At 62.6% G+C, this 20658-nt stretch carries 20 protein-coding genes, 1 tRNA gene and 1 pseudogene; 12 read left to right on the forward strand and 10 right to left on the reverse strand.

Translation table 11 applies throughout. The features are described from left to right. Nucleotides 1–42: 42 nt before the first annotated feature. The 7 genes from BLS08_RS19220 to BLS08_RS19250 all read right to left on the reverse strand — a co-directional run bounded on the left by BLS08_RS19220 (nucleotide 43) and on the right by BLS08_RS19250 (nucleotide 6654). Entirely contained in the window at nucleotides 43–738 is a 696-nt protein-coding gene (locus BLS08_RS19220; RefSeq protein ID WP_090337214.1) for an ABC transporter permease, read from the reverse strand. Nucleotides 739–792: 54 nt separating this feature from the next. Then, a complete protein-coding gene (locus tag BLS08_RS19225) occupies nucleotides 793–1545 on the reverse strand; it encodes an ABC transporter substrate-binding protein (protein WP_090337215.1) in 753 nt (250 codons plus the stop codon). Between the two features lie 15 nt (nucleotides 1546–1560). Then, nucleotides 1561–2334, reverse strand: coding sequence for an ABC transporter ATP-binding protein (locus tag BLS08_RS19230; RefSeq protein WP_003464185.1), 774 nt, complete (start codon nucleotides 2332–2334; stop codon nucleotides 1561–1563). Between the two features lie 497 nt (nucleotides 2335–2831). After that, nucleotides 2832–2907 (reverse strand) — tRNA-Phe (locus BLS08_RS19235). Nucleotides 2908–3095: 188 nt separating this feature from the next. Continuing rightward, on the reverse strand, nucleotides 3096–3368 hold the full coding sequence (locus BLS08_RS19240) for an oxidative damage protection protein (protein ID WP_003464177.1): 273 nt from the start codon (nucleotides 3366–3368) through the stop codon (nucleotides 3096–3098). Further along, complete coding sequence (gene mutY / locus BLS08_RS19245) at nucleotides 3365–4432, reverse strand: A/G-specific adenine glycosylase (protein ID WP_090337216.1); 1068 nt, start codon at nucleotides 4430–4432, stop codon at nucleotides 3365–3367. The genes BLS08_RS19240 and mutY overlap by 4 nt, the downstream gene beginning before the upstream one ends. Next, the gene (locus tag BLS08_RS19250; protein ID WP_090337218.1) at nucleotides 4429–6654 is read right to left on the reverse strand and encodes an AsmA family protein; all 2226 of its coding nucleotides are present in this window, start codon (nucleotides 6652–6654) and stop codon (nucleotides 4429–4431) included. The genes mutY and BLS08_RS19250 overlap by 4 nt, the downstream gene beginning before the upstream one ends. A gap of 376 nt (nucleotides 6655–7030) precedes the next feature. Between BLS08_RS19250 and BLS08_RS19255 the strand changes: the two genes are divergently transcribed. From BLS08_RS19255 to BLS08_RS19295, 9 genes and pseudogenes are all read left to right on the forward strand, one after another. After that, nucleotides 7031–8689, forward strand: coding sequence for an OFA family MFS transporter (locus BLS08_RS19255; RefSeq protein ID WP_090337219.1), 1659 nt, complete (start codon nucleotides 7031–7033; stop codon nucleotides 8687–8689). 147 nt (nucleotides 8690–8836) lie between these two features. After that, nucleotides 8837–9430: an imidazoleglycerol-phosphate dehydratase HisB gene (gene hisB / locus BLS08_RS19260; RefSeq protein WP_017675949.1), complete on the forward strand. Its 594-nt coding sequence runs from the start codon at nucleotides 8837–8839 to the stop codon at nucleotides 9428–9430. Then, nucleotides 9431–10069: an imidazole glycerol phosphate synthase subunit HisH gene (hisH, locus tag BLS08_RS19265; RefSeq protein WP_090337221.1), complete on the forward strand. Its 639-nt coding sequence runs from the start codon at nucleotides 9431–9433 to the stop codon at nucleotides 10067–10069. Next, nucleotides 10069–10323 (forward strand): DUF2164 domain-containing protein, encoded by a 255-nt coding sequence (locus tag BLS08_RS19270; protein ID WP_090337222.1) that lies wholly within the window; start codon nucleotides 10069–10071, stop codon nucleotides 10321–10323. Before hisH ends, BLS08_RS19270 begins: the two co-directional genes overlap by 1 nt. A 40-nt stretch (nucleotides 10324–10363) precedes the next feature. Then, the gene (gene hisA / locus BLS08_RS19275; protein ID WP_090337224.1) at nucleotides 10364–11101 is read left to right on the forward strand and encodes a 1-(5-phosphoribosyl)-5-[(5-phosphoribosylamino)methylideneamino]imidazole-4-carboxamide isomerase; all 738 of its coding nucleotides are present in this window, start codon (nucleotides 10364–10366) and stop codon (nucleotides 11099–11101) included. Between the two features lie 77 nt (nucleotides 11102–11178). Then, the gene (gene hisF, locus BLS08_RS19280; RefSeq protein ID WP_017675945.1) at nucleotides 11179–11949 is read left to right on the forward strand and encodes an imidazole glycerol phosphate synthase subunit HisF; all 771 of its coding nucleotides are present in this window, start codon (nucleotides 11179–11181) and stop codon (nucleotides 11947–11949) included. Between the two features lie 214 nt (nucleotides 11950–12163). After that, a pseudogene (locus BLS08_RS19285) lies at nucleotides 12164–12834 on the forward strand (substrate-binding periplasmic protein). Between the two features lie 84 nt (nucleotides 12835–12918). After that, nucleotides 12919–13674: a substrate-binding periplasmic protein gene (locus tag BLS08_RS19290; RefSeq protein WP_090337226.1), complete on the forward strand. Its 756-nt coding sequence runs from the start codon at nucleotides 12919–12921 to the stop codon at nucleotides 13672–13674. A 133-nt stretch (nucleotides 13675–13807) separates the two neighbouring features. Continuing rightward, a complete protein-coding gene (locus BLS08_RS19295; RefSeq protein WP_017675942.1) occupies nucleotides 13808–14563 on the forward strand; it encodes a substrate-binding periplasmic protein in 756 nt (251 codons plus the stop codon). A gap of 242 nt (nucleotides 14564–14805) precedes the next feature. On the opposite strand, the gene BLS08_RS19300 is transcribed toward BLS08_RS19295, so the two are convergent. From BLS08_RS19300 to gpmI, 3 genes are all read right to left on the reverse strand, one after another. Continuing rightward, nucleotides 14806–16122 (reverse strand): S41 family peptidase, encoded by a 1317-nt coding sequence (locus tag BLS08_RS19300; RefSeq protein ID WP_090337227.1) that lies wholly within the window; start codon nucleotides 16120–16122, stop codon nucleotides 14806–14808. Between the two features lie 201 nt (nucleotides 16123–16323). Beyond that, nucleotides 16324–17571 (reverse strand): murein hydrolase activator EnvC family protein, encoded by a 1248-nt coding sequence (locus BLS08_RS19305; protein WP_090337229.1) that lies wholly within the window; start codon nucleotides 17569–17571, stop codon nucleotides 16324–16326. A 165-nt stretch (nucleotides 17572–17736) separates the two neighbouring features. Then, nucleotides 17737–19269 (reverse strand): 2,3-bisphosphoglycerate-independent phosphoglycerate mutase, encoded by a 1533-nt coding sequence (gene gpmI / locus BLS08_RS19310; protein ID WP_090337231.1) that lies wholly within the window; start codon nucleotides 19267–19269, stop codon nucleotides 17737–17739. A gap of 147 nt (nucleotides 19270–19416) precedes the next feature. Here gpmI and BLS08_RS19315 point away from each other — a divergent pair, with 147 nt between their 5' ends. The 3 genes from BLS08_RS19315 to secB are packed head-to-tail and all read left to right on the forward strand — an operon-like array spanning nucleotide 19417 to nucleotide 20606. Then, nucleotides 19417–19830 (forward strand): rhodanese-like domain-containing protein, encoded by a 414-nt coding sequence (locus tag BLS08_RS19315; RefSeq protein ID WP_090337232.1) that lies wholly within the window; start codon nucleotides 19417–19419, stop codon nucleotides 19828–19830. Between the two features lies 1 nt (nucleotide 19831). Next, nucleotides 19832–20092, forward strand: a complete 261-nt coding sequence (gene grxC, locus BLS08_RS19320) for a glutaredoxin 3 (protein ID WP_090337234.1) — start codon at nucleotides 19832–19834, stop codon at nucleotides 20090–20092. A gap of 28 nt (nucleotides 20093–20120) precedes the next feature. Continuing rightward, nucleotides 20121–20606 carry a protein-export chaperone SecB gene (secB, locus tag BLS08_RS19325; RefSeq protein ID WP_074939487.1) on the forward strand — a complete coding sequence of 162 codons (486 nt, stop codon included), beginning with the start codon at nucleotides 20121–20123 and terminating at the stop codon, nucleotides 20604–20606. Nucleotides 20607–20658 lie beyond the last annotated feature (52 nt).

Genomic DNA, 20658 nt, shown 5'->3' on the forward strand with positions numbered 1-20658 from the left:
GCACGCCTGCTGCGAGCCAGGCGATGATGGCAGCGTTCTTTCTCATGAGGCGCTCCGCACGAAGCCACGGCTGGCGCGCTTCTCGAGGTAATGCAGGCCGATCATGGCGAGCACGGTCAGGCCCAGATAAATGAAGGCTGCGACCATATAAAAAGTGAAGGGCTCCTTGCTGGCGGTCACGGCGATCTGCGAGCGGCGCATGATCTCTTCCAGGCCAATCACCGACACCAGGGCGGTGTCCTTCATCAGAATCATGAACAGGTTGCCCAGGCCGGGCAGGGCGATGCGCCACATCTGCGGCAGAATCAGCTTCCAGAGGATACGTGTCTTGGACATGCCGAGTGCCTGGCCGGCTTCGCGGTGGCCCTTGGGGATCGCCAGGATGGCGCCGCGGAACACTTCGGTGGCGTAGGCACCGAAACACAGGCCGAGGGCAATGGTGCCCGCGGCGAAGGCCGAAAGCTCGAGGCTCTCGACGCCAAGCAGGTCGGCCAGGCTGCGCATCAGGCCAACCGTGCCGAAATAGATCAGCAGCACCCAGAGCAGTTCGGGTACGCCGCGCACGATGGTGGAATAGCTGCCGCCGAGCCACTGCAGCGGCTTGTACGGCGAAGTCTTGGCCAGCGCGCCGAGCAGGCCTAGCACCAGACCTACAGCCAGCGCGGACAGCGCCAGTTTGATGGTCATCAGGGTGCCGGCGGCCAGGGCGGGGCCGAATCCGTGGAGGTCAAAAATCATCGGAGGGCTCGGGCAACTGCGCCGCCCAATGGGCGGCGCGGTGCCTTCAGGTCATCAGTAGATGCTGAACGGGAAGTACTTGTCGTTGATCTGCTTGTAGGTGCCGTCTTCGATGATGGCTTGCAGAGCGGCGTTCAGCTTCTCGCGCAGCGGATCGCCCTTGCGTACGGCGATACCGATCTTGTCGTTGTCGAATACTGGGTCGCCCTTGAATTCGAACTCTTTGCCGGCGTCGCTCTTGAGCCATTCCCAGTTGACGAAGGTGTCGGCCAGCACGCCGTCGAGGCGGCCGGAGGCCAGGTCGAGGTAGGCGTTTTCCTGGGTGTCGTACAGCTTGATGTCGACCACCTTGCCCAGGTTGTCTTCCAGCCAGGTACCGGCGATGGTCGCGCGCTGGGCGCCGATCACCTTGCCCTTGAGGCTGGCTTCGTCCGTCTTGAAATCGGCCGACTTGGGTGCGATGAACTGCAGTTTGTTGGTGTAGTAGGGCTCGGTGAAGTCCACCGCCGCCTTGCGCTCCTCGGTGATCGACATCGAAGCGATCAGGAAGTCGAATTTCTTGGCGTTCAGGGCCGGGATGATGCCATCCCAGTCAGAGGTGACCACTTCGCACTCGGCCTGCATCTTGGCGCACAGCGCCTGGCCGATTTCCACGTCGAAGCCGGTGACCTTGCCACTGGCGTCGATCAGGTTGAAGGGTGGGTAGGCGCCTTCGGTGCCGAGTTTCAGTTTGTCAGCTGCGACAGCGCTGGTGCCGAAAGCCAGGGTAGCGGCTGCGGCCAGCAGGATCTTCTTATAGTTCTGCATGCATGTTGCTCCGTGTTAGCGATTGCTGGACATGAATTGTTTACAGCGTGCCGAGTTGGGGTTGTCAAATACCTGGGCGGGTGGCCCCTGTTCCTCGACCAGGCCCTGGTGGAGAAACACCACCTCGCTGGAAACCTGGCGAGCGAAACCCATTTCATGGGTCACCAGCAGCATGGTGCGACCCTCGTCGGCAAGCGCGCGAATCACATTAAGCACTTCTTGTACCATCTCCGGGTCGAGCGCCGAAGTGGGCTCGTCGAACAGGATCACCTTCGGCTGCATGGCCAGGGTGCGGGCAATGGCCGCGCGCTGCTGCTGGCCGCCGGAAAGCTGGTTGGGGTAGACGTGACGTTTGTCGGCGATGCCGACCTTGGCCAGCAGCGCTTCGGCCACCTCGATGGCCTCGGCCTTGCTCTGGCCGAGTACGCGACGCGGCGCCTCGATGATGTTGTCGAGCACGCTCATGTGCGGCCACAGGTTGAAATTCTGGAAGACGAAACCGATCTCGCTGCGCAGGCGGTTGATCTGCCTGTTGTCGGCAGCAACCAGATCGCCATTCTTCGCGGCCTTGAGCTTGAGCTCCTCGCCAGCGACGAAAATCTGACCCTTGTGCGGGTTTTCCAGCAGATTGATGCAGCGCAGGAAGGTGGACTTGCCGGAGCCGGAAGAGCCGAGAATGGAGATGACGTCGCCGTCTTTGGCCGTCAGGGAAATACCCTTGAGCACTTCGAGATCGCCGTAGCGTTTGTGCAGGTTGCGGATTTCCAGCGCGGGCGTCGCCTCGGCCATGGGGTGGGGTCCTCTTCTTCTTCGAATGCGCTCCGGCGTACGGCGGGCCGTCCTGGCTGGCGGCCAAGCTAGCATAGCGTTTCCGTGACCGCCAAGCCGTTTGCCGGGCGATAGAGGGTCGCTGGGTCGCAGGTGTCGCCTGGTTACAGTTGCTTGTCGCGCAGATGCAAAACGAGCCAATCAACGTACGTCGTTCAAATACAGCTCGACCATGTCATCAATGTGCTGCTCATGTTTTGAGCAATGCATTGACGAGGTCACTCGTATTTACGCCGAGGTCACCTGCATTTGCTCGGAGGTCACTCGTATTTACAGGGTAAGTCACCTGTATTTGCCGCTGAGCTCACCCGTATTTGAGGCGAGATAGCGATTATTCGGTTGCGCTGCTACGGGGCAAGAGACGCCAAGTCCATCTTTGTACGACCATAAGGACGCAGCGTGGAGGTTTAGAAACAGAAAACCCCCGACACCAGTGGTATCGGGGGTTTCGGTATTCATGGTGCCCAGGGACGGAATCGAACCGCCGACACGGGGATTTTCAATCCCCTGCTCTACCAACTGAGCTACCTGGGCCAACGGGGCGCTATTAGACGGATTTGAAGGGTCAGTGTCAAGCGCGGGTTTGAAAAATATTTAATTATTTCGGGCGCTTAGGTTCGTGAGGGGTAGGGTGCGCCGTGCGCACCGCTATCGAGAGCCCGGCGGCTGGTGTGTGGAAATACCAGTTCCTGTCGCGGCTAAAGCCCCTCCCACAGGCATGCTTATTCGCTTGGCGGCACGTAGCCTTCGGCCTGGGCGTATTCCTCGCCGGAGAGGAACTTGTCCATCTCGGTCTGCAGGAACTTGCGATCTTCGGCGTTCATCATGTTCAGGCGGCGCTCGTTGATCAGCATGGTCTGGTGCTTCTGCCATTCGTCCCAGGCCTGCTTGGAAACGTTGGCGAAGATGTCTTCGCCCTTGGGGCCGGGGTAGGGCGCGCGATCCAGGCCGGGCAGTTCCTGTTTGTATTTGCGGCACTGTACGGTGCGGGTCATGTCGGTTCTCCAGCGGTAATGGCTTGCGCCGCGCGTTTCAGCAGCTTCTTCACCGGGGCGGCGAGGCCCAGGCGCGGCGGGGTGGCGAGGTTATACCAGAGCCAGTCGACCTCGGCCACGCGGCTGGGTTGCTCGGTGGTTTCGATCAGCCAGGGTTCGATGGCCAGTTGGAAGTGGCTGAAGGTGTGGGTCAGGCCTTCCAGTTCGCGGCGTGCGCCGAATGTGAGCTGTTGCTGCTGGCCGAGGCTTTCGAGCTGAGCGAGATCGTCCAGCTCTGGCAGGCTCCACAGGCCGCCCCACAGGCCAGTGGTCGGGCGGCGATAGAGCAGGATGTCACCGGAATTGTTAACCAGAATCGGCATCAGGGTGCGTTTCTGCGGCAGCGTCTTGCGTGGCTTCGGTATGGGATAGCGGATTTCCAGACCGAGCAGATGGGCCTGGCAGCCGCTGCGCACCGGGCACAGCAGGCAGGTCGGCTTGCTGCGGGTGCACAGGGTGGCGCCGAGGTCCATCATCGCCTGGGTGTAGTGGTTGACCCGTTCGTGCGGGGTGAAGCGCTCGGCGACGTCCCACAGCTGTTTGGCCACCTTCGGCTCGCCCGGATAGCCCTCCTGCGCCACGTAGCGCGCCAGCACGCGCTTGACGTTGCCGTCGAGGATCGGCGCACGCATGTCCATGCTCAGGCTGGCGATGGCGCCGGCGGTGGAGCGGCCGATACCGGGCAGTTCGCTGAGCGCATCGACGTTGCGCGGGAACTCGCCGCCGTGCTCACGCATGACGATCTGCGCCGTTTTCTGCAGGTTGCGGGCGCGGGTGTAGTAGCCCAGGCCCGTCCACAGGTGCAGCACTTCGTCTTCCGGCGCTTCGGCGAGGTCGCGCACCGTGGGGAGCGCGGCCATAAAACGGTCGAAGTAGCCGAGTACGGTGCTGACCTGGGTCTGCTGCAGCATGATTTCCGAGACCCAGACGCGATACGGCGTGATGTTCTGCTGCCAGGGTAGATCCTTGCGCCCGTGCTGGTCGTACCAGGCCAGTACGGCGCCGTTGAATTGCTCGGGACTCATCGGTTGAACAGGCCCTTGAGTGCGTCTTTCAGATCCGGGCTGACCTTGTCGCCGAGTTTTTCTTCCAACTTCTCGGTCAGCTTGTTGCCGGCCAGGCGTGCAGCGATCTTGCCGAGGCCGTCCTGATCCAGGCGGCAGGCCTTGGCGCCCAGCTCCAGCGGGCCACGGCAGCGCAGCGGCCATTCGATGCCGACATAGCGCTCGTTGACCTGGCAGGCTGGGTCGGGCATTTCGCGCTGGTCGCCTTCGAGGGTGACGCCGACCTTGTAATCGAGGCCGAGCACACGCAGATCCAGATCGCCATTACCGCTGACTGCCAGGCCCGGTACCTGAGCCTTAAGGTCGGGGTTGTGGGCGACGCCGTCGCGCACGCTGAGGCTGCCGGTAAGCTCACGGAAAGGGGTGTCCTTGCCGGTTGGCGGGTTGCTCAGCGCCTTGCGGTTGAGGGTGGCGATGCCGCGGCACAGCTGCTGCTCGAGATTGGCGTCGACCAGCACGCCATCATTGAGGGCGAAGCTGGCGGTGCCATTGAGCGCTTCGATCCACTCCTTCTGGCTGTTGCCACGGGTGTTGAACTTGGCGTCGAGGTCGAGCTGCCCTTTGATCGGGGCAGGTTGATCTTCCTTCTTCAGTAGCGGTTCCAGCGGCATGCGGGTCAGGCGCTGTTCCAGACTGAGCATCGGCTCGGCCTGGCGCACATCGATGCGGCCATTACCGACGAAGCTGCCGCCCTGCAGTTTGCCGCGCGCTTCTTCCACGGTGATCAGGCCGCCACGGCCATTGGCCTTGAGGTTGACGTCGCTGAGCTGATGCTTGTCATAGGTGAGCTGGGCGAGGCTGAGGGCCAGTTGCAGGTCGAGTTTGCGCAGGTGATCCACCGGCAGCACTTTCTCGCTGCTCCAGGCTTGCTGGGTCGGCGCATTGGGCAGCGGGGTGGTGCCGTCCTTGCCGGCGTCAGCGATGCTTTCCTTGACTTCGGCCTTGCGTGCGGCAGCGGCGCTGTCCTGGGTTTTGGGCGGCAGGTAGCGGTTCAGATCGAGCTTGTCGCCCTTGAGGTCAGCGCGCAGGGCCTGTTTGGCGAAGTCGGTGACGCCGAGGTTGCCGCTGAAGGTGCTGCCGTCGAGCTTGAGGTTGAGTTCTTCGAGCATCATGCCCTTGCTCGACCCATTGAGGCGGCTGACCAGTTCGAACTGGTTGAGGCTATCGCTGGCCTGCATGGCTGGCAGTTCGACGCCGACACCTTCGAGGAATTCACGCAGGTTGAGCGAGGCGATGGACAGGCCGCCGGAAATCTTCGCGTCCTTGTCCAACTCACGTGCCTTGATCTCGCCTAGGGCGCGCAGCTGGTTGGCGGAGAGCTTGAGGCCATTCCATTCGGCGACGTTGGCGGCCAGGTCGACCAGCAGTTGGCCCTGGGCGGAGAAATTCAGGGTCTTGCCCTTGAGCGGCTCGCCCGAGGCTTCGCCAGCCAGTTTGAGGTCTTCGAACTGGTAGCGTTTGAGCGCGCGGTCGAAACGCAGCTGGCCTTCAACCTCGCTGCGTGCGCGCAGCACTGGCTGGTTGGTGCCGAAGAAGGCACTGAGCTTGACCGGGATACTGGCGCCTTCGCGGATGGCGCCGGTTTTCAGCTCGATATTCTCGACGGTGAATTGCTGGCCTTTCTGCGCGTCGCTGTAGTCGATGCGCGAGTTGCTCAGGGTCAGGCTGTCGATATCCAGCTTGACCGGCTGGCCGGCTGGTTTGTCACTCGGCTGGCTTGGCGGCGTTTCTTCGCTCGGCGCCGGCTCGCTGGGCGTTTGCTGTGGCGCACTGGCCTGGGCCGGGCGGCCAACGCCTTCCCAGTTGCCATGGCCTTTATCGTCACGCTGCAGGTTGAGGTTGAGGCCATCGACGCGGATGTCGCTCATCTGCACTTCCTTGCGCAGCAGCGGCATCACGCGGACGGAAAGGCCGATCATGCGCAGGTCGGCGAACGGTTTGTCCGGGGTGTCGGCGCTGGCCAGGGTGGCGTCGGTCAGCTCCAGGCCCAGCCAGGGGAACAGGCTCCAGCCGATGTCGCCCCTGAGCTGCAGCTCGAGGTTGGCCTTGTCGCGGGCGATCTGGCGGATCTCGTCCTTGTAGTCGTTGGGGTCGAACAGATGAGTCAAGGCGAACAGCAGCGCCACTACGATCAGCAGCAAGCCGAGAAAGAAAAGGCCCAGAATCTTGCCTAACGCTTTCATGAACGGGTCCTTGGTTTCGAGAGCTGGAATGGCGGTGTGCAGAAGACTGCCGATTATAGCGTCATGCCGCCATGTCCAGGCGCCTGCTTGAGGCGCTGAACAGGGATTGGCTCGAGCTTGGATCGGAATAGGTTCGAGCGGTTCCCCGCAGCTGCGCCGTGCCGCGGATTGGCAGTGGTATCGACGCCATCTATCACGCAATAGATGAAGTCTTTTGGGTTTTTGCGTAAAAAGCAAAAAATCTGCATAAATTGATAAAAATTGACTTCTTGCGCGGCGATTTGTCGCGCCCCGGTGCTACTCTCCGCAAGCTTTTACCTCGGCGAGTCTATGCGATTGCCCTTGCTTGCTCGTAACTAAAAGAAGAGACCTATCTATGACTGACGCCTTTGTATTGGACGGCGATGTGGCGAAGCCTGCATTTCTGTCCAAGGAGCGCATCATCGCGCGCCCCGGTTTCAACCGTTGGTTGGTTCCGCCAGCCGCTCTCGCCATTCACCTGTGTATCGGCATGGCCTATGGCTTCTCGGTGTTCTGGTTGCCGCTGTCGAAGGCGGTCGGTATCACCGCTGCCACGGCCTGTGCCCCGGAAATGGGTTTCTTCGAGCAAGTCTTCGCCAGCAACTGCGACTGGCAGATTTCCATGCTCGGCTGGATCTACACCCTGTTCTTCGTTTTCCTCGGTTGCTCGGCTGCCATCTGGGGTGGCTGGCTGGAGCATGCCGGTCCGCGCAAGGCAGGCGTGGTTTCCGCACTGTGCTGGTGCGGCGGTCTGCTGATTTCCGCGCTGGGTATCTATACCCATCAGATCTGGCTGCTCTGGCTGGGCTCGGGGGTGATCGGTGGCATCGGTCTCGGCCTGGGTTACATCTCGCCGGTCTCGACCCTGATCAAATGGTTCCCGGACAAGCGTGGCATGGCCACCGGTATGGCGATCATGGGTTTCGGTGGCGGTGCGATGGTCGGTGCGCCGCTGGCAGCGATGCTGATGAACCACTTCGCTTCGCCTGAAGGTGTCGGTGTGTGGCAGAGCTTCGTGGTCATGGCGGTGATCTACTTCGTCTTCATGATGGGCGGCGCGCTGTCCTACCGTGTGCCGCCGACCGGCTGGAAACCGGCGGGCTGGACCGCGCCGGCAGCCAAGGCCAACAACGCGATGATCACCAAGGGTCACGTGCACGTTAATACCGCGTGGAAAACCCCGCAGTTCTGGCTGGTCTGGGCCGTACTGTGCCTGAACGTGTCGGCCGGTATCGGCATCATCGGCATGGCTTCGCCGCTGCTGCAGGAGGTCTTCGCCGGCAAGCTGATCGGTGTCGACCTGGCCTTCAACGAGCTCAGCTCCACGCAACTGGTCGAGATCGCCGCTATCGCTGCGGGCTTCACCGGTCTGCTCAGCCTGTTCAACATCGGTGGCCGCTTCTTCTGGGCTTCCTGCTCGGACTTCATCGGGCGCAAGGGCACCTACTTCGTGTTCTTCGGTCTGGGCTTCGCGCTCTATGCTGCGGTGCCGATGCTCGGCCAGCTGGGCAGCCTCGCGCTGTTCGTGCTGGCGTTCTGCATCATCCTGTCGATGTACGGCGGTGGCTTCGCCACCGTGCCGGCCTACCTGGCCGACCTGTTCGGCACGCAGATGGTCGGCGCGATCCACGGTCGCCTGCTGACTGCCTGGGCGGTGGCTGGTGTGCTCGGCCCGGTGCTGGTCAACTACCTGCGCGAGTACCAGCTGAGCATCGGTGTGGAGAAGGCGGCAGCCTACGACATCACCCTGTACATCCTTGCCGGTCTGCTGGTGCTGGGCCTCATCTGCAACGCCCTGGTGCGTCCGGTGGCGCCGAAGTACTTCATGACCGAGGCCGAGCTGGCCGCCGAGCGCGCCCATGGCGAAAAGTCGGCGCCGGCAGCGAGCGAGCTGGAGTGGTCGGCTGATCCGTCGAGCAAGCCGGTGGCGGTTGCCGCCTGGCTGGTGGTGGGTATTCCGCTGGCCTGGGGTGTGTGGATCACCCTGCAGAAGACCGTCGTGCTGTTCCAGTAACGTCGTGCTTCTGGGAAAAGCCCGCGCAGGCCTCGTGCCTGTGCGGGCTTTTTCGATTCTGCCCGTCCGACCATCGCCGGTAGCCGTTGCCGCCCCGGCACGCCTATAATGCTGGCCTATTTCCGTTAGTAATTCGTGGAGCTGGTGATGGCCGAACGTACGGCATTCGTCGAGCGCAACACCCTGGAGACCCAGGTCAAGGTCTCGATCAACCTGGATGGCACCGGTAAGGCGCGTTTCGATATTGGTGTGCCCTTTCTCGAGCACATGCTCGACCAGATCGCCCGTCATGGTCTGATCGACCTCGATATCGAGTGCAAGGGCGATCTGCATATCGACGACCACCACACCGTCGAGGATGTCGGCATTACCCTCGGCCAGGCCTTCACCAAGGCCATTGGCGACAAGAAGGGCATGACTCGTTACGGCCATTCCTATGTGCCGCTGGACGAAGCGCTGTCGCGCGTGGTGATCGACTTCTCCGGGCGTCCGGGCCTGCAGATGCACGTGCCGTTCACCCGTGCGGTGGTCGGCAACTTCGATGTCGATCTGTTCCAGGAGTTCTTCCAGGGCTTCGTCAACCACGCGCTGGTCAGCCTGCACATCGACAACCTGCGTGGGCACAACACCCACCACCAGATCGAGACGGTGTTCAAGGCCTTCGGTCGCGCGCTGCGCATGGCTGTCGAGCTGGACCCGCGCATGGCCGGGCAGATGCCGTCGACCAAGGGCTGCCTGTAAATGCAGACGGTAGCCGTAATCGACTATGGCATGGGCAACCTGCACTCGGTGGCCAAGGCGCTGGAGCACGTTGGCGCCGGCCGCGTGCTGGTGACCTCGGACGCCAAGGTGATTCGCGAGGCCGATCGTGTGGTGTTCCCCGGTGTTGGCGCGATCCGCGACTGCATGGCCGAGATCAAGCGCCTGGGTTTCGACGAGCTGGTGCGTGAAGTCAGCGCCGACCGTCCCTTCCTCGGTATCTGCGTCGGTATGCAGGCGCTGCTCGAGCGCAGCGAGGAGAACGACGGCGTCGACTGCATTGGCCTGTTCCCCGGTCAGGTGCGCTTTTTTGGCAAGGACCTGAGCGAGGACGGCGAGCGCCTCAAGGTGCCGCACATGGGCTGGAACGAAGTGGCGCAGGCGGTCAAGCATCCGCTGTGGCACGACATTCCGGACAGCGCACGCTTCTACTTCGTGCACAGCTACTACATCGAGGCCGGCAAGCCGCAGCAGGTGGTCGGTCGCGGCCACTACGGCAAGGACTTCGCCGCAGCATTGGCCGAAGGCTCGCGCTTTGCCGTGCAGTTCCACCCGGAGAAGAGCCATACCCACGGCCTGCAGTTGCTGCAGAACTTCGCCGCCTGGGATGGGCGCTGGTAATGGCCCGCAGCAAGGTCCCCAGTCTCGCGCTCGAGCCTGCCCAGGAGCAGGCCGCGCTGCTGATGCTGCAACGCTTTCTCGATGAGCGTTTTGAGCTGCAGCTGGGCACCTTCGAAGTGCAGGAAGTCCTCGACCAGATCAGCCGCGAGCTGGCGCCGCACTATTACAACAAGGCGATTCTCGATGTGCAGGCGCACCTGAAAGACAGGTTCGAAAGCATCGAGAGCGACCTCTGGGCGCTCGAAAAGAGCTGACCCTTCTTTTTCGTTTTCAAGACTTGAGCAGGTTCAACCGATGCTGATTATCCCCGCTATCGATCTGAAGGACGGCGCCTGCGTGCGTCTGCGCCAAGGCCGCATGGAAGACTCCACGGTGTTCTCCGATGACCCGGTGAGCATGGCCGCCAAGTGGGTCGAGGGCGGTTGCCGCCGTCTGCACCTGGTCGACCTGAACGGCGCCTTCGAAGGGCAGCCGGTCAACGGCGAAGTGGTCACCGCCATCGCCAAGCGCTACCCGACCCTGCCGATCCAGATCGGCGGCGGCATCCGCACCCTGGAGACCATCGAGCACTACGTGCGCGCGGGCGTCAGCTACGTGATCATCGGCACCAAGGCGGTGAAAGAGCCCGAGTTCGTTGCCGAGGCGTGCAAGGCCTTCCCCGGCAAGGTCATCGTTGGTCTGGATGCCAAGGACGGTTTCGTCGCCACCGACGGCTGGGCGGAAGTGTCCAGCGTGCAGGCCACCGACCTGGCCAAGCGCTTCGAGGCTGACGGTGTATCCGCCATCGTTTATACCGACATCGCCAAAGACGGCATGATGCAAGGCTGCAACGTCGAAGCCACTGCTGCACTGGCTGCCGCCAGCCGCATCCCTGTGATCGCCTCCGGCGGCATCCACAACCTCGGTGATATCGAGAAGCTGCTGTTGGCGCGCTCGCCCGGCATCATCGGCGCCATCACCGGCCGCGCGATCTACGAAGGCACCCTGGATGTGGCCGAGGCCCAGGCCTTCTGCGACAGCTTCAAGGGTTGAACCGTAGGGCGGGTGAAACCCGCCGCAATTGACGCAATCTTTATCGGTGGGTTGCACCCACCCTACGGGAGCTCCGTATGGCACTGGCTAAACGCATTATCCCCTGCCTCGACGTGGACAACGGCCGCGTGGTCAAGGGCGTCAAGTTCGAGAACATCCGCGATGCCGGTGACCCGGTGGAGATCGCTCGTCGCTACGATGAGCAGGGCGCCGACGAGATCACCTTCCTCGACATCACCGCCAGCGTCGATGGCCGCGATACCACCCTGCACACCGTCGAGCGCATGGCCAGCCAGGTGTTCATCCCGCTCACCGTCGGTGGCGGCGTGCGCACCGTGCAGGACATTCGCAACCTGCTCAATGCCGGTGCCGACAAGGTGTCGATCAACACCGCCGCGGTGTTCAACCCTGAGTTCGTCGGCGAAGCCGCCGCGCGTTTCGGCTCGCAATGCATCGTCGTCGCCATCGACGCCAAGCGTGTGTCCGCACCGGGCGAGCCGGGCCGCTGGGAGATCTTCACTCACGGCGGGCGCAAGCCGACCGGCCTGGACGCCGTGGCGTGGGCGCGCAAGATGGAAGACCTGGGCGCCGGTGAGATCCTGCTCACCAGCATGGATCAGGACGGCGTGAAGAGCGGTTACGACCTCGGTGTGACCCGCGCCATCAGCGAGGCCGTGCGCGTGCCGGTGATCGCCTCTGGTGGTGTCGGCAACCTGCAGCACCTGGCCGACGGCATCCTCGAAGGCAAGGCCGATGCCGTGCTGGCCGCGAGCATCTTCCACTTTGGCGAGTACACCGTGCCGGAAGCCAAGGCCTACCTGGCCAGTCGCGGTATCGTGGTGCGCTGATCCGCTTGTCGCTTCGGGCCGCCTGCGCGGCTCGAAGTGGCGGCCACCTTCCCAGCGAAAGGCCTGCTGACCGAGCCCATCGGTCAAAGCTGCGGGCGAGTCGACGGCAAACTGCCAGCGATGCAGCTAGCATTGCCCGCCATTTTCCAATCCCAAGCCTTCTGTCCTCGGTGGATGGGCGCCTTTTGCCGAGCATTTTCGACACGGAGTCTTCATGTTCCTTCTTCGCGTCGTGACCATACTGGCCCTGGTGTGTGGCCTCAGCCTCGCGCGCGCTGAACCGCTGGTGCTGCTCACGGAGAATCTGCCCCCTTCAACATGTCGGTCGCCGGCACCAACTATGCCCGTGACGATGGCGTGACGGGCATCAGCTCGGACATCCTGCGCGCGGTGTGCGAGCGTGCCCAGGTCCAGTGCCAGCAGATCTTGCGTTTCCCCTGGCAGCGTGTGTACCAGCAGACGCTGGACGATGCGGACTACGGGCTGTTTTCCACCGCGCGTACCGCAGAGCGTGAAGGGCTGTTCAAGTGGGTGGGGCCGATCGCCAGCAACGAATGGGTGCTGTTCAGCAAGGGTGACAGTTCGATCCAGTTGAACAGTCTCGACGACGCACGGCGTTACCGTATCGGCGGCTATAAAGGTGACGCCAAGACCCAGTTCCTGCTCGATCGCGGGTTGGAAGTGCAGACGGCGTTGCGTGACAGCGAGAACGTCAAGAAGCTGGAAAGGGGCCAGATCGATTTGTGGATGACCTCCAATCAGGCGGGGCGTTTCGTCGCGCGCCAGAAGGGCCTGGAGGACCTCAGGGTGGTGCAGAAGTTGCAGAATGCATTGGACTCGCTACGGGCCGAGGGGGCGTTGAGGAGTATCGAGGCGCGCTACTGAGGCACACTGCCAGTAATCGCTGGGCCGGGGAGGGCGTGGCGGTTATCCTGAGGTGGTCTGCCTTTTCATAGAAAGAGAAATGTCATGTTCAAACGTCTGCTAATCGCGTTCGCTGGCACCCTTATGGCGCTCGCTGGCGCGGTGCGCGCCGAAGTGGACCCGAACTACAGCGTGGTCCTGCTGACTGAGAATTTCCCGCCTTACAACATGGCGATCAACGGCAAGAACTTCGCTCAGGAAGACAATATCGATGGCGTCGCCGTCGATGTGGTCAGAGAGATGTTCAAGCGTGCCGGGGTCAAGTACAGCCTGACCCTGCGTTTCCCCTGGGATCGTATCTACAAGCTGGCGCTGGAAAAACCGAACTACGGCGTATTCGTCACCGCGCGCCTGCCGGAGCGTGAGCAACTGTTCAAGTGGGTTGGCCCGATCGGTCCTGATGACTGGGTAATGCTGGCCAAGGGCGACAGTTCGATCAACCTGGCCAGCCTGGATGAGGCCAAGCAGTATCGCATTGGTGCCTACAAGGGCGACGCCATCTCCGAATATCTGGTCGACAAGGGTGTGGAGCACAGCACCTCGTTGCGTGACCAGGAAAATGCCCGCAAGCTGATGTCCGGGCAGATCGATCTATGGGCCACCGGTGATCCTGCCGGCCGCTACCTGGCCAAGCAGGAGGGTGTCTCCGGTCTGCGCACCGTGTTGCGCTTCGACAGTGCCGAGCTTTACCTGGCGCTGAACAAGGAAATGCCTGACGAGATCGTTGCCAAGCTACAGGCAGCGCTGGATCAGATGCGCGCCGAAGGCTTTGTCGACGAGACGCTGAACAACTACCTGTAAGCACCGAACACGGGACCGGCCACGAGCCGGTCGCTTGCCATGGATGGCAAAGCCACTGAGTGCCAATGACCGGGCTCAGGCCCATGCAAGGATGTCGCTAGCCATAACCAAAATCATGCGAGCGGTACGTCTTATGCTGAATACTCTGAAGAAAAGCCTGTTTGTCACCTTGTTCATGCTCTGCGGTTCCGCGTACGCGGAGTTGCCCCAGGATTACAAGGTGGTGCTGCTGACCGAGAATTTCCCGCCCTTCAACATGGCGGTGGACGACAAGAACTTCGCCCGTGACGACGGTATCGATGGCATCAGTGCCGACATCGTGCGCGAGATGTTCAAGCGTGCCGGCATCGACTACACCCTGACCCTGCGTTTCCCCTGGGACCGTCTCTATCGCCTGACGCTGGAAAAACCCAACTACGGGCTGTTCTCCACCACCTATACCGAAGAGCGCAAGCCGCTGTTCAAATGGGTCGGCCCGATCGCCAAGACCGGCTGGGTGTTGCTCGCCGCGCCGGGTAACGACATCAAGGTGTCGACTCTGCAGGATGCTGCCAAATATCGCATCGGTGCCTACAAGAACGATGCGGTCAGCCAGAACCTGGAGAGCCAGGGCCTGGAGCCAATCAACGCCCTGCGTGACCAGGAGAACGTGAAGAAGCTGGTGCGCGGGCAAATCGACCTGTGGGCCACCACCGACCCGGTGGGGCGTTATCTGGCCAAGCAGGAAGACGTCACCGGCCTCAATACCGTGCTGCGTTTCAGGGATGCCGAGCTGTACCTGGCGCTGAACAAGGATACCCCGGACGAGGTGGTGCAGCGTCTGCAGAAGGCGCTGGATGAGCTGCGCAGCGAAGGTTTCATCGACGACATTACCGAGAATTATCTGTAACCGTGCGATAGCGCGAACTAGGCGGCTTTGCGGTGCTCTGCGGAAACGCTGCTGCTTGTCAGTGAGGCATAGGAAGATGAGCCTGTAGGAGCCAGCTTGCTGGCGATCCGACGTATCGATAGCCATCCGGCGTTGCTGGCGAAAAGCATCGCCGGCAAGCCGGCTCCTACGATTCTGTAGCGATGCCGGCTCCCGGGGCACCTATGGTAGGTGCCTCGGGAGCCTTATCTGGTCGGCTTGGCTCAGTTGCCGCGTGTGACGCTCAGGCCCTTGAGCAGGTTCAGTGCCTGGCTCAGCTGGTAGTCATCGTCCTGCGGACGCTCGGCGCGTGCGGCCTGTGCGGCCTTGCTCGGGCGATCAGCGCCGCCGTTACCATTGCCCAGGTGGCCCTGCAGGTCGGCTTCCTTGATGCCTTCACTGTCCTGCTCGCGGGTGAGTTTGGCGCGCCCCACTTCGATGTCGGGGACGATGCCCTGAGCTTGGATCGAGCGGCCGTTGGGCGTGAAATACAGGGCGGTGGTCAGCTTCAGCGCGCGGTCGTTGTTCAGTGGCAGCACGGTCTGTACCGAGCCCTTGCCGAAGCTGTTGGTGCCCATCAGCACCGCGCGTCTGTGATCCTGCAGCGCACCGGCGACGATCTCCGAGGCCGAGGCACTGCCGCCGTTGATCAGCACCACCAGCGGTACGCCTTCGCTGGCATCGGCCGGGTCGGCGTTGAAGCGCAGCTCGGAGTTGGCTAGGCGACCCTCGGTGTAGACGATCAAGCCCTTCTTGAGGAAATGGTCGGTGACCTCCACCGCCGCCTGCAGCACGCCGCCGGGGTTGTTGCGCAGGTCCATGACCAGGCCGCGCAGCTTCTTGTTGCCGTTGTCCTTGCGCAGCTTGGTCAGCGCCTTGCCGACTTCTTCGCCGGTGTTGACCTGGAATTGCGAGATACGCAGATAGCCGTAGCCGTCTTCGAGCATCTGGCTCTTGACGCTGCGCACCTTGATCACCGCGCGGGTCAGGGTCAGATCGAACGGGCGACCGCCATCACGCACCAGCGTCAGCTCGATCGTGCTACCGGCCTTGCCGCGCATCTTGTCCACGGCTTCCATCATCGACAGGCCCTTGGTCGGCTGGCCGTCGATCTTGACGATCAGGTCGCCGGGCTGGATGCCGGCCTTCGATGCCGGCGTGTCGTCGATGGGCGAGACCACCTTGACGAAGCCATCCTCCATGCCGATCTCGATGCCCAGGCCGCCGAACTCGCCGCTGGTGCTTTCCTGCAGCTCGGCGAAGGCTTCCGGCTCGAGGTAGGCCGAGTGCGGGTCGAGGTTGCTGAGCATGCCCTTGATGGCATTCTCCAGCAGGGTCTTGTCGCTCACTGGCTCGACGTAGGCTGCCTTGATGCGGTCCATCACCTCGGCGAAGGTGCGCAGATCATCCAGCGGCAGTGGAGCCTTGCCGCTCGCCGCTGCTGCCGGCGCGGGGGCAGGCTCGGCGGCGTGCAGGGCTGGAGCGCCGAGCAGCAGCCCGAGGGCCAGGGCCAGGCAGGTGGGGCGGAAGCGATGAGACATGAAGACAACTCCTAGTTAAATTAGGCGCCACCAGGCTGCTGAAAACTACCTGCGTTGGCAATACTGCGTTAAAAACGGCCTCAGAATGCTCATTTACAGCTCGTAAACTCGAATGCGAGCCCAGTCCGTTCTTCGGCCGTTTTTGCGGGGCCGCCATCGGTATTGTCTTGCCTGCCTCGCTTACGTTTTTCAAAAACTTGGTTATCCCTGCGCGCGGCACCACTGTGCTGGATCACTCGGGCGACCGTTCTGGCGAATGGCGAAGTACAGTGCCGATGTTTCCTGGCCACCGCTGCTGCCTACGGTGGCGATGGGATCGCCGGCCTTGACCACGTCTCCGGCACTCTTGAGCAGGTTCTGGTTGTGGCCATACAGGCTCAGATAACCGTTGCCATGGTCGAGAATGACCAGCAGACCGGCGCCACGCAACCAGTCGGCGAATACCACGCGACCACCATGCACGGCGCGTACCTGACTGCCAGCGGGCGCACCGATCAGCACGCCATCCCACTTAGTACGAGCGTCGCCGCCGCGAGGGGTTCCGTAGCGTGCTACCAATCGGCCATCGACCGGCCACGGCAACTTGCCGCGTGCGCTGGCGAAAGGCCCGCCGTAGACAGCACCAGATGTCACCAACGGGCCGCTTGGCTGGCTGGGCTGCTGGCCTGGCCGAGCCGGCTCTGCCTGCTGCGCGGCCAGGGCGCGCTTGCGCGCCTCTGCGGCCTCGCGCGCCTGGCGGGCCAGGGTTTCTTCGATGGTCTTCAGTACGCGACCGAGTTCGGCCTGTTCCTGCTGGCGCGCCTTGAGTCGCTGATCACGGGTGGCGAAGTCGCGGTTGAGCTTGGCCAGTGTCTGCTGGCGTTCCTTGCGCGCTTCGGCGAGCTTGGCGTGGCGCTCATCCAGGCCCGCTTTCTGCGCCTGCAGCTGGGCCTGGTGGTTGTTGATTTCCTGCTCGACGTTGGCCAATTGGCGCAGGGTCTCGTTGAACGCGGCGAGCTGTTCGAGACGCGCCTGGCTGAGGTAGTCGTAGTAGGTGAGGGTGCGTGAGAATTTTTCCGGGTTCTGTTGGTTGAGCAGCAGCTTGACGTATTCCTGGCGGCCGCTCTGATAGGCCGCGCGGGCCTGGATAGCGATCAGCCGTTGCTGTTCAGTGCGCGCGCCCTGAAGTTTTTTTTTCTCCTGATCCAGGCGCTGGATTTCCTGCTCGCTGCCCTTGAGCTCGCGCTGCAGTTCCTTGACCTGGTTTTCCAGGTCGCCCATCTCGGTCTCGGTCTTCTTCAGCTGTTGCTGCACGCCGGATTTCTCCTGCTGCAGTTTCTCCAGCAACTTCTTCAGCTCGGCGACATCCTGGCGCGCCGCTTTCAGCTGGCGCTGGGTATCGGCGCGCTGATCGGCGATGGCCGGAGCGATCAGGCTGCTGAGCAGAATCAGGGCAAGGATGCGAAGCATGGGCGGGGCGATACCTGGCGGAGTAGCGAATGGCGCTTAGTATGCCTAAAAAACCGGCGGCAAGCTGCAAGCCACAAGCAGCTAGAAGAGCGAACGTGACGCGTAGCCTGGATGCAATCCGGGGGGAGATTCCCCGGATTGCATCCAGGCTACGATGCTTGCGTCTTATTGCAGCTCGACGATGGTCTTGCCCGTCATCTCGGCCGGCTGTGGCAGGCCCATCAGCGTGAGCAGGGTCGGCGCCACATCGGCCAGCACGCCACCTTCACGGATACGCGCCGGGCGCTTGCCAACGTAGATGAACGGTACTGGCTCGCAGGTGTGGGCGGTGTGCGCCTGGCCGGTGCACTCGTCTTCCATCTGTTCGACGTTGCCATGGTCGGCAGTGATCAGCGCTTCGCCACCGACCTTGTCCAGCGCCTCGGTGATGCGGCCGACGCAGCGGTCGAGGGTTTCCACGGCCTTGACTGCGGCCTCGAACACGCCGGTATGGCCGACCATGTCGCCGTTGGCGTAATTGACGATGATCACGTCATAACGCTGGTTGTCGATGGCATCGACGATCCTGTCGGTGACTTCCGGCGCGCTCATTTCCGGCTTGAGGTCGTAGGTGGCGACGTTCGGCGAGGGGATGAGGATGCGTTCTTCGCCCTCGAACGGCTCTTCGCGGCCGCCGGAGAAGAAGAAGGTGACGTGAGCGTATTTCTCGGTTTCAGCGATACGCAGCTGGGTCTTGCCATTCTTCGCCAGGTATTCGCCGAGCACATTGGTCAGAGCTTCCGGAGCGAAGGCGCTGGGGGCCGGGATGCTCGCCGCGTACTGGGTGAGCATGACGAAACCGACCTGCGGTGCACGCTTGCGCTCGAATTCCTTGAAACCAGGCTCGACGAAGGCTCGGGTCAGTTCGCGGGCGCGGTCGGCGCGGAAGTTCATGAACACCACGGCGTCGCCATCTTCCACCTGCACCGGCGTGCCGATGGTGGTGGCCTTGACGAACTCGTCGCTCTCGCCACGGTCGTAGGCGGCTTGCAGGCCTTCAACGGCGCTGGCGGCGTTGAACTGGCCGGCGCCGTCGACGATCAGGTGGTAGGCCTGCTCGACGCGGTCCCAGCGGTTGTCGCGGTCCATGGCGAAATAGCGGCCGGTGAGACTGGCGATGCGGCCCTTGCCGAGGCGGGCGAATGTGGCATCGAGCAGCTCGATGGACGGTTGTGCGCTTTTCGGTGGGGTGTCGCGGCCGTCGAGGAAGGCATGCAGGTAGATCTTCTCGGCGCCGCGCTTGGCGGCCAGTTCGGCCATGGCGACGATGTGATCCTGGTGGCTGTGTACGCCGCCATCGGAGAGCAGGCCGAGGATGTGCACGGCCTTGCCGGCGGCCACGGCCTTGTCCACGGCCTGGTTGATCGTGGCGTTGTCGAAGAACTCGCCGTCACGAATCGCCTTGGTCACGCGGGTGAAGTCCTGGTACACCACGCGACCGGCACCGAGGTTCATATGGCCGACTTCGGAGTTGCCCATCTGCCCGTCCGGCAGGCCGACGTCCATGCCGCTGCCTGAGATCAGGCCGTGCGGGTAGGTAGCACGCAGGCGGTCGTAGACCGGCGTGTTGGCAGCATGGATGGCGTTGTACTCGGGTTTGTCGCTGTGACCGAAGCCGTCGAGGATGATCAGAACCAAGGGTTTTGGCGTGGCACTCATTGAACTGGCTCGCTCTGCGTCTGAGGGGGCAAGGAAACAGCCCGGCATTTTAGGGCCAAGCGCCTGGCGCGTCACTGCCAGACGGGGTTTGGCCGACCTGTGGGGCTGTGTATACTGGCCGGCATTTTACCGTCCTGGGCCATATAGATGTTCGCCAACCTGATTGAATTCATCATCAACCACTACGTACTGAGTGGAATGTTCGCCGTTCTGCTGGTGTTGCTGATCGTCACCGAAATGCGCAAGGGCGGGCAGAGCCTGTCGAGCCGCGAGCTCACCGCGCTGGTCAACAGCGACAAGGGCGTGGTGCTCGACGTGCGCGCGCAGAAGGACTTCTCCGCCGGGCATATCGTCGATTCGCTGCACATCCCTTACGACAAGGTGGTGGCACGTATCACCGAGCTGGAAAAGCACAAGGCCAAGACCATCGTCGTCGTCGACGCCATGGGTCAGCATGCCGGCAGCGTCGCCCGCGAGCTGAAGAAAGCCGGTTTTACCGCCGCCAAGCTGTCCGGTGGCATCGCTACCTGGCGTGGCGACAACCTGCCGCTGGTGAAGTGACATGAGCAGCGTGGTCGTCTACTCCAGCGACTGGTGCCCCTACTGCATGCGTGCCAAGCAACTGCTGGCCGGCAAAGGGGTGGACTTCGAGGAAATTCGCGTCGACGGCCAGCCGGCCATCCGCGCGGAGATGACCCGCAAGGCTGGCCGCACCTCGGTGCCGCAAATCTGGATCGGCAGCACCCATGTGGGTGGCTGTGACGACCTCTACGCCCTGGAGCGCGCCGGCAAGCTCGACGCCCTGCTGCAGAGCCCCGCTTGAAACCTCAACGTTAAGGAAGGCAAACGCCATGACCGAGCAAGCCAACAGCGGCGCAGCCGCTGACGATTCGCAGAATCCGCAATTCTCCCTGCAGCGCATCTACGTCAAGGACCTGTCCTTCGAAGCGCCGAAGAGCCCGGAAATTTTCCGCCAGGAGTGGACGCCGAGCGTCGGTCTGGATCTGAACACCCGCCAGAAGGCCCTGGAAGGTGACTTCCACGAGGTGGTGCTGACCCTGTCGGTGACGGTCAAGAACGGCGAAGAAGTCGCCTTCATCGCCGAAGTGCAGCAGGCCGGCATCTTCCTGATCAAGGGCCTGGACGCGGCCTCGATGAGCCACACCCTCGGTGCCTTCTGCCCGAACATCCTGTTCCCGTACGCCCGTGAAGCGCTGGACAGCCTGGTGATCCGCGGCTCGTTCCCGGCCCTGATGCTGTCGCCGGTGAACTTCGACGCGCTGTACGCTCAGGAGCTGCAGCGCATGCAGCAAGCCGGCGAAACCACTGCTCACTAAGTGCTCGGTTCGCTTGCATGAAAAAAGCGCCTCTCGGGGCGCTTTTTTGTGT

Origin of the sequence: Ectopseudomonas chengduensis (assembly GCF_900102635.1) — a bacterium.
Taxonomy (GTDB): domain Bacteria; phylum Pseudomonadota; class Gammaproteobacteria; order Pseudomonadales; family Pseudomonadaceae; genus Aquipseudomonas; species Aquipseudomonas chengduensis.

Coding starts and splice junctions, on each gene's coding strand:
- BLS08_RS19250 (WP_090337218.1), bottom strand. CDS start 6,654: ATGAAAGCGTTAGGCAAGATTCTGGGCCTTTTCTTTCTCGGCTTGCTG.
- BLS08_RS19290 (WP_090337226.1), top strand. CDS start 12,919: ATGTTCAAACGTCTGCTAATCGCGTTCGCTGGCACCCTTATGGCGCTC.
- gpmI (WP_090337231.1), bottom strand. CDS start 19,269: ATGAGTGCCACGCCAAAACCCTTGGTTCTGATCATCCTCGACGGCTTC.
- BLS08_RS19315 (WP_090337232.1), top strand. CDS start 19,417: ATGTTCGCCAACCTGATTGAATTCATCATCAACCACTACGTACTGAGT.
- BLS08_RS19220 (WP_090337214.1), bottom strand. CDS start 738: ATGATTTTTGACCTCCACGGATTCGGCCCCGCCCTGGCCGCCGGCACC.
- grxC (WP_090337234.1), top strand. CDS start 19,832: ATGAGCAGCGTGGTCGTCTACTCCAGCGACTGGTGCCCCTACTGCATG.
- BLS08_RS19240 (WP_003464177.1), bottom strand. CDS start 3,368: ATGACCCGCACCGTACAGTGCCGCAAATACAAACAGGAACTGCCCGGC.
- BLS08_RS19255 (WP_090337219.1), top strand. CDS start 7,031: ATGACTGACGCCTTTGTATTGGACGGCGATGTGGCGAAGCCTGCATTT.
- BLS08_RS19225 (WP_090337215.1), bottom strand. CDS start 1,545: ATGCAGAACTATAAGAAGATCCTGCTGGCCGCAGCCGCTACCCTGGCT.
- BLS08_RS19270 (WP_090337222.1), top strand. CDS start 10,069: ATGGCCCGCAGCAAGGTCCCCAGTCTCGCGCTCGAGCCTGCCCAGGAG.
- secB (WP_074939487.1), top strand. CDS start 20,121: ATGACCGAGCAAGCCAACAGCGGCGCAGCCGCTGACGATTCGCAGAAT.
- BLS08_RS19300 (WP_090337227.1), bottom strand. CDS start 16,122: ATGTCTCATCGCTTCCGCCCCACCTGCCTGGCCCTGGCCCTCGGGCTG.
- hisA (WP_090337224.1), top strand. CDS start 10,364: ATGCTGATTATCCCCGCTATCGATCTGAAGGACGGCGCCTGCGTGCGT.
- hisF (WP_017675945.1), top strand. CDS start 11,179: ATGGCACTGGCTAAACGCATTATCCCCTGCCTCGACGTGGACAACGGC.
- mutY (WP_090337216.1), bottom strand. CDS start 4,432: ATGAGTCCCGAGCAATTCAACGGCGCCGTACTGGCCTGGTACGACCAG.
- BLS08_RS19305 (WP_090337229.1), bottom strand. CDS start 17,571: ATGCTTCGCATCCTTGCCCTGATTCTGCTCAGCAGCCTGATCGCTCCG.
- hisH (WP_090337221.1), top strand. CDS start 9,431: ATGCAGACGGTAGCCGTAATCGACTATGGCATGGGCAACCTGCACTCG.
- BLS08_RS19295 (WP_017675942.1), top strand. CDS start 13,808: ATGCTGAATACTCTGAAGAAAAGCCTGTTTGTCACCTTGTTCATGCTC.
- BLS08_RS19230 (WP_003464185.1), bottom strand. CDS start 2,334: ATGGCCGAGGCGACGCCCGCGCTGGAAATCCGCAACCTGCACAAACGC.
- hisB (WP_017675949.1), top strand. CDS start 8,837: ATGGCCGAACGTACGGCATTCGTCGAGCGCAACACCCTGGAGACCCAG.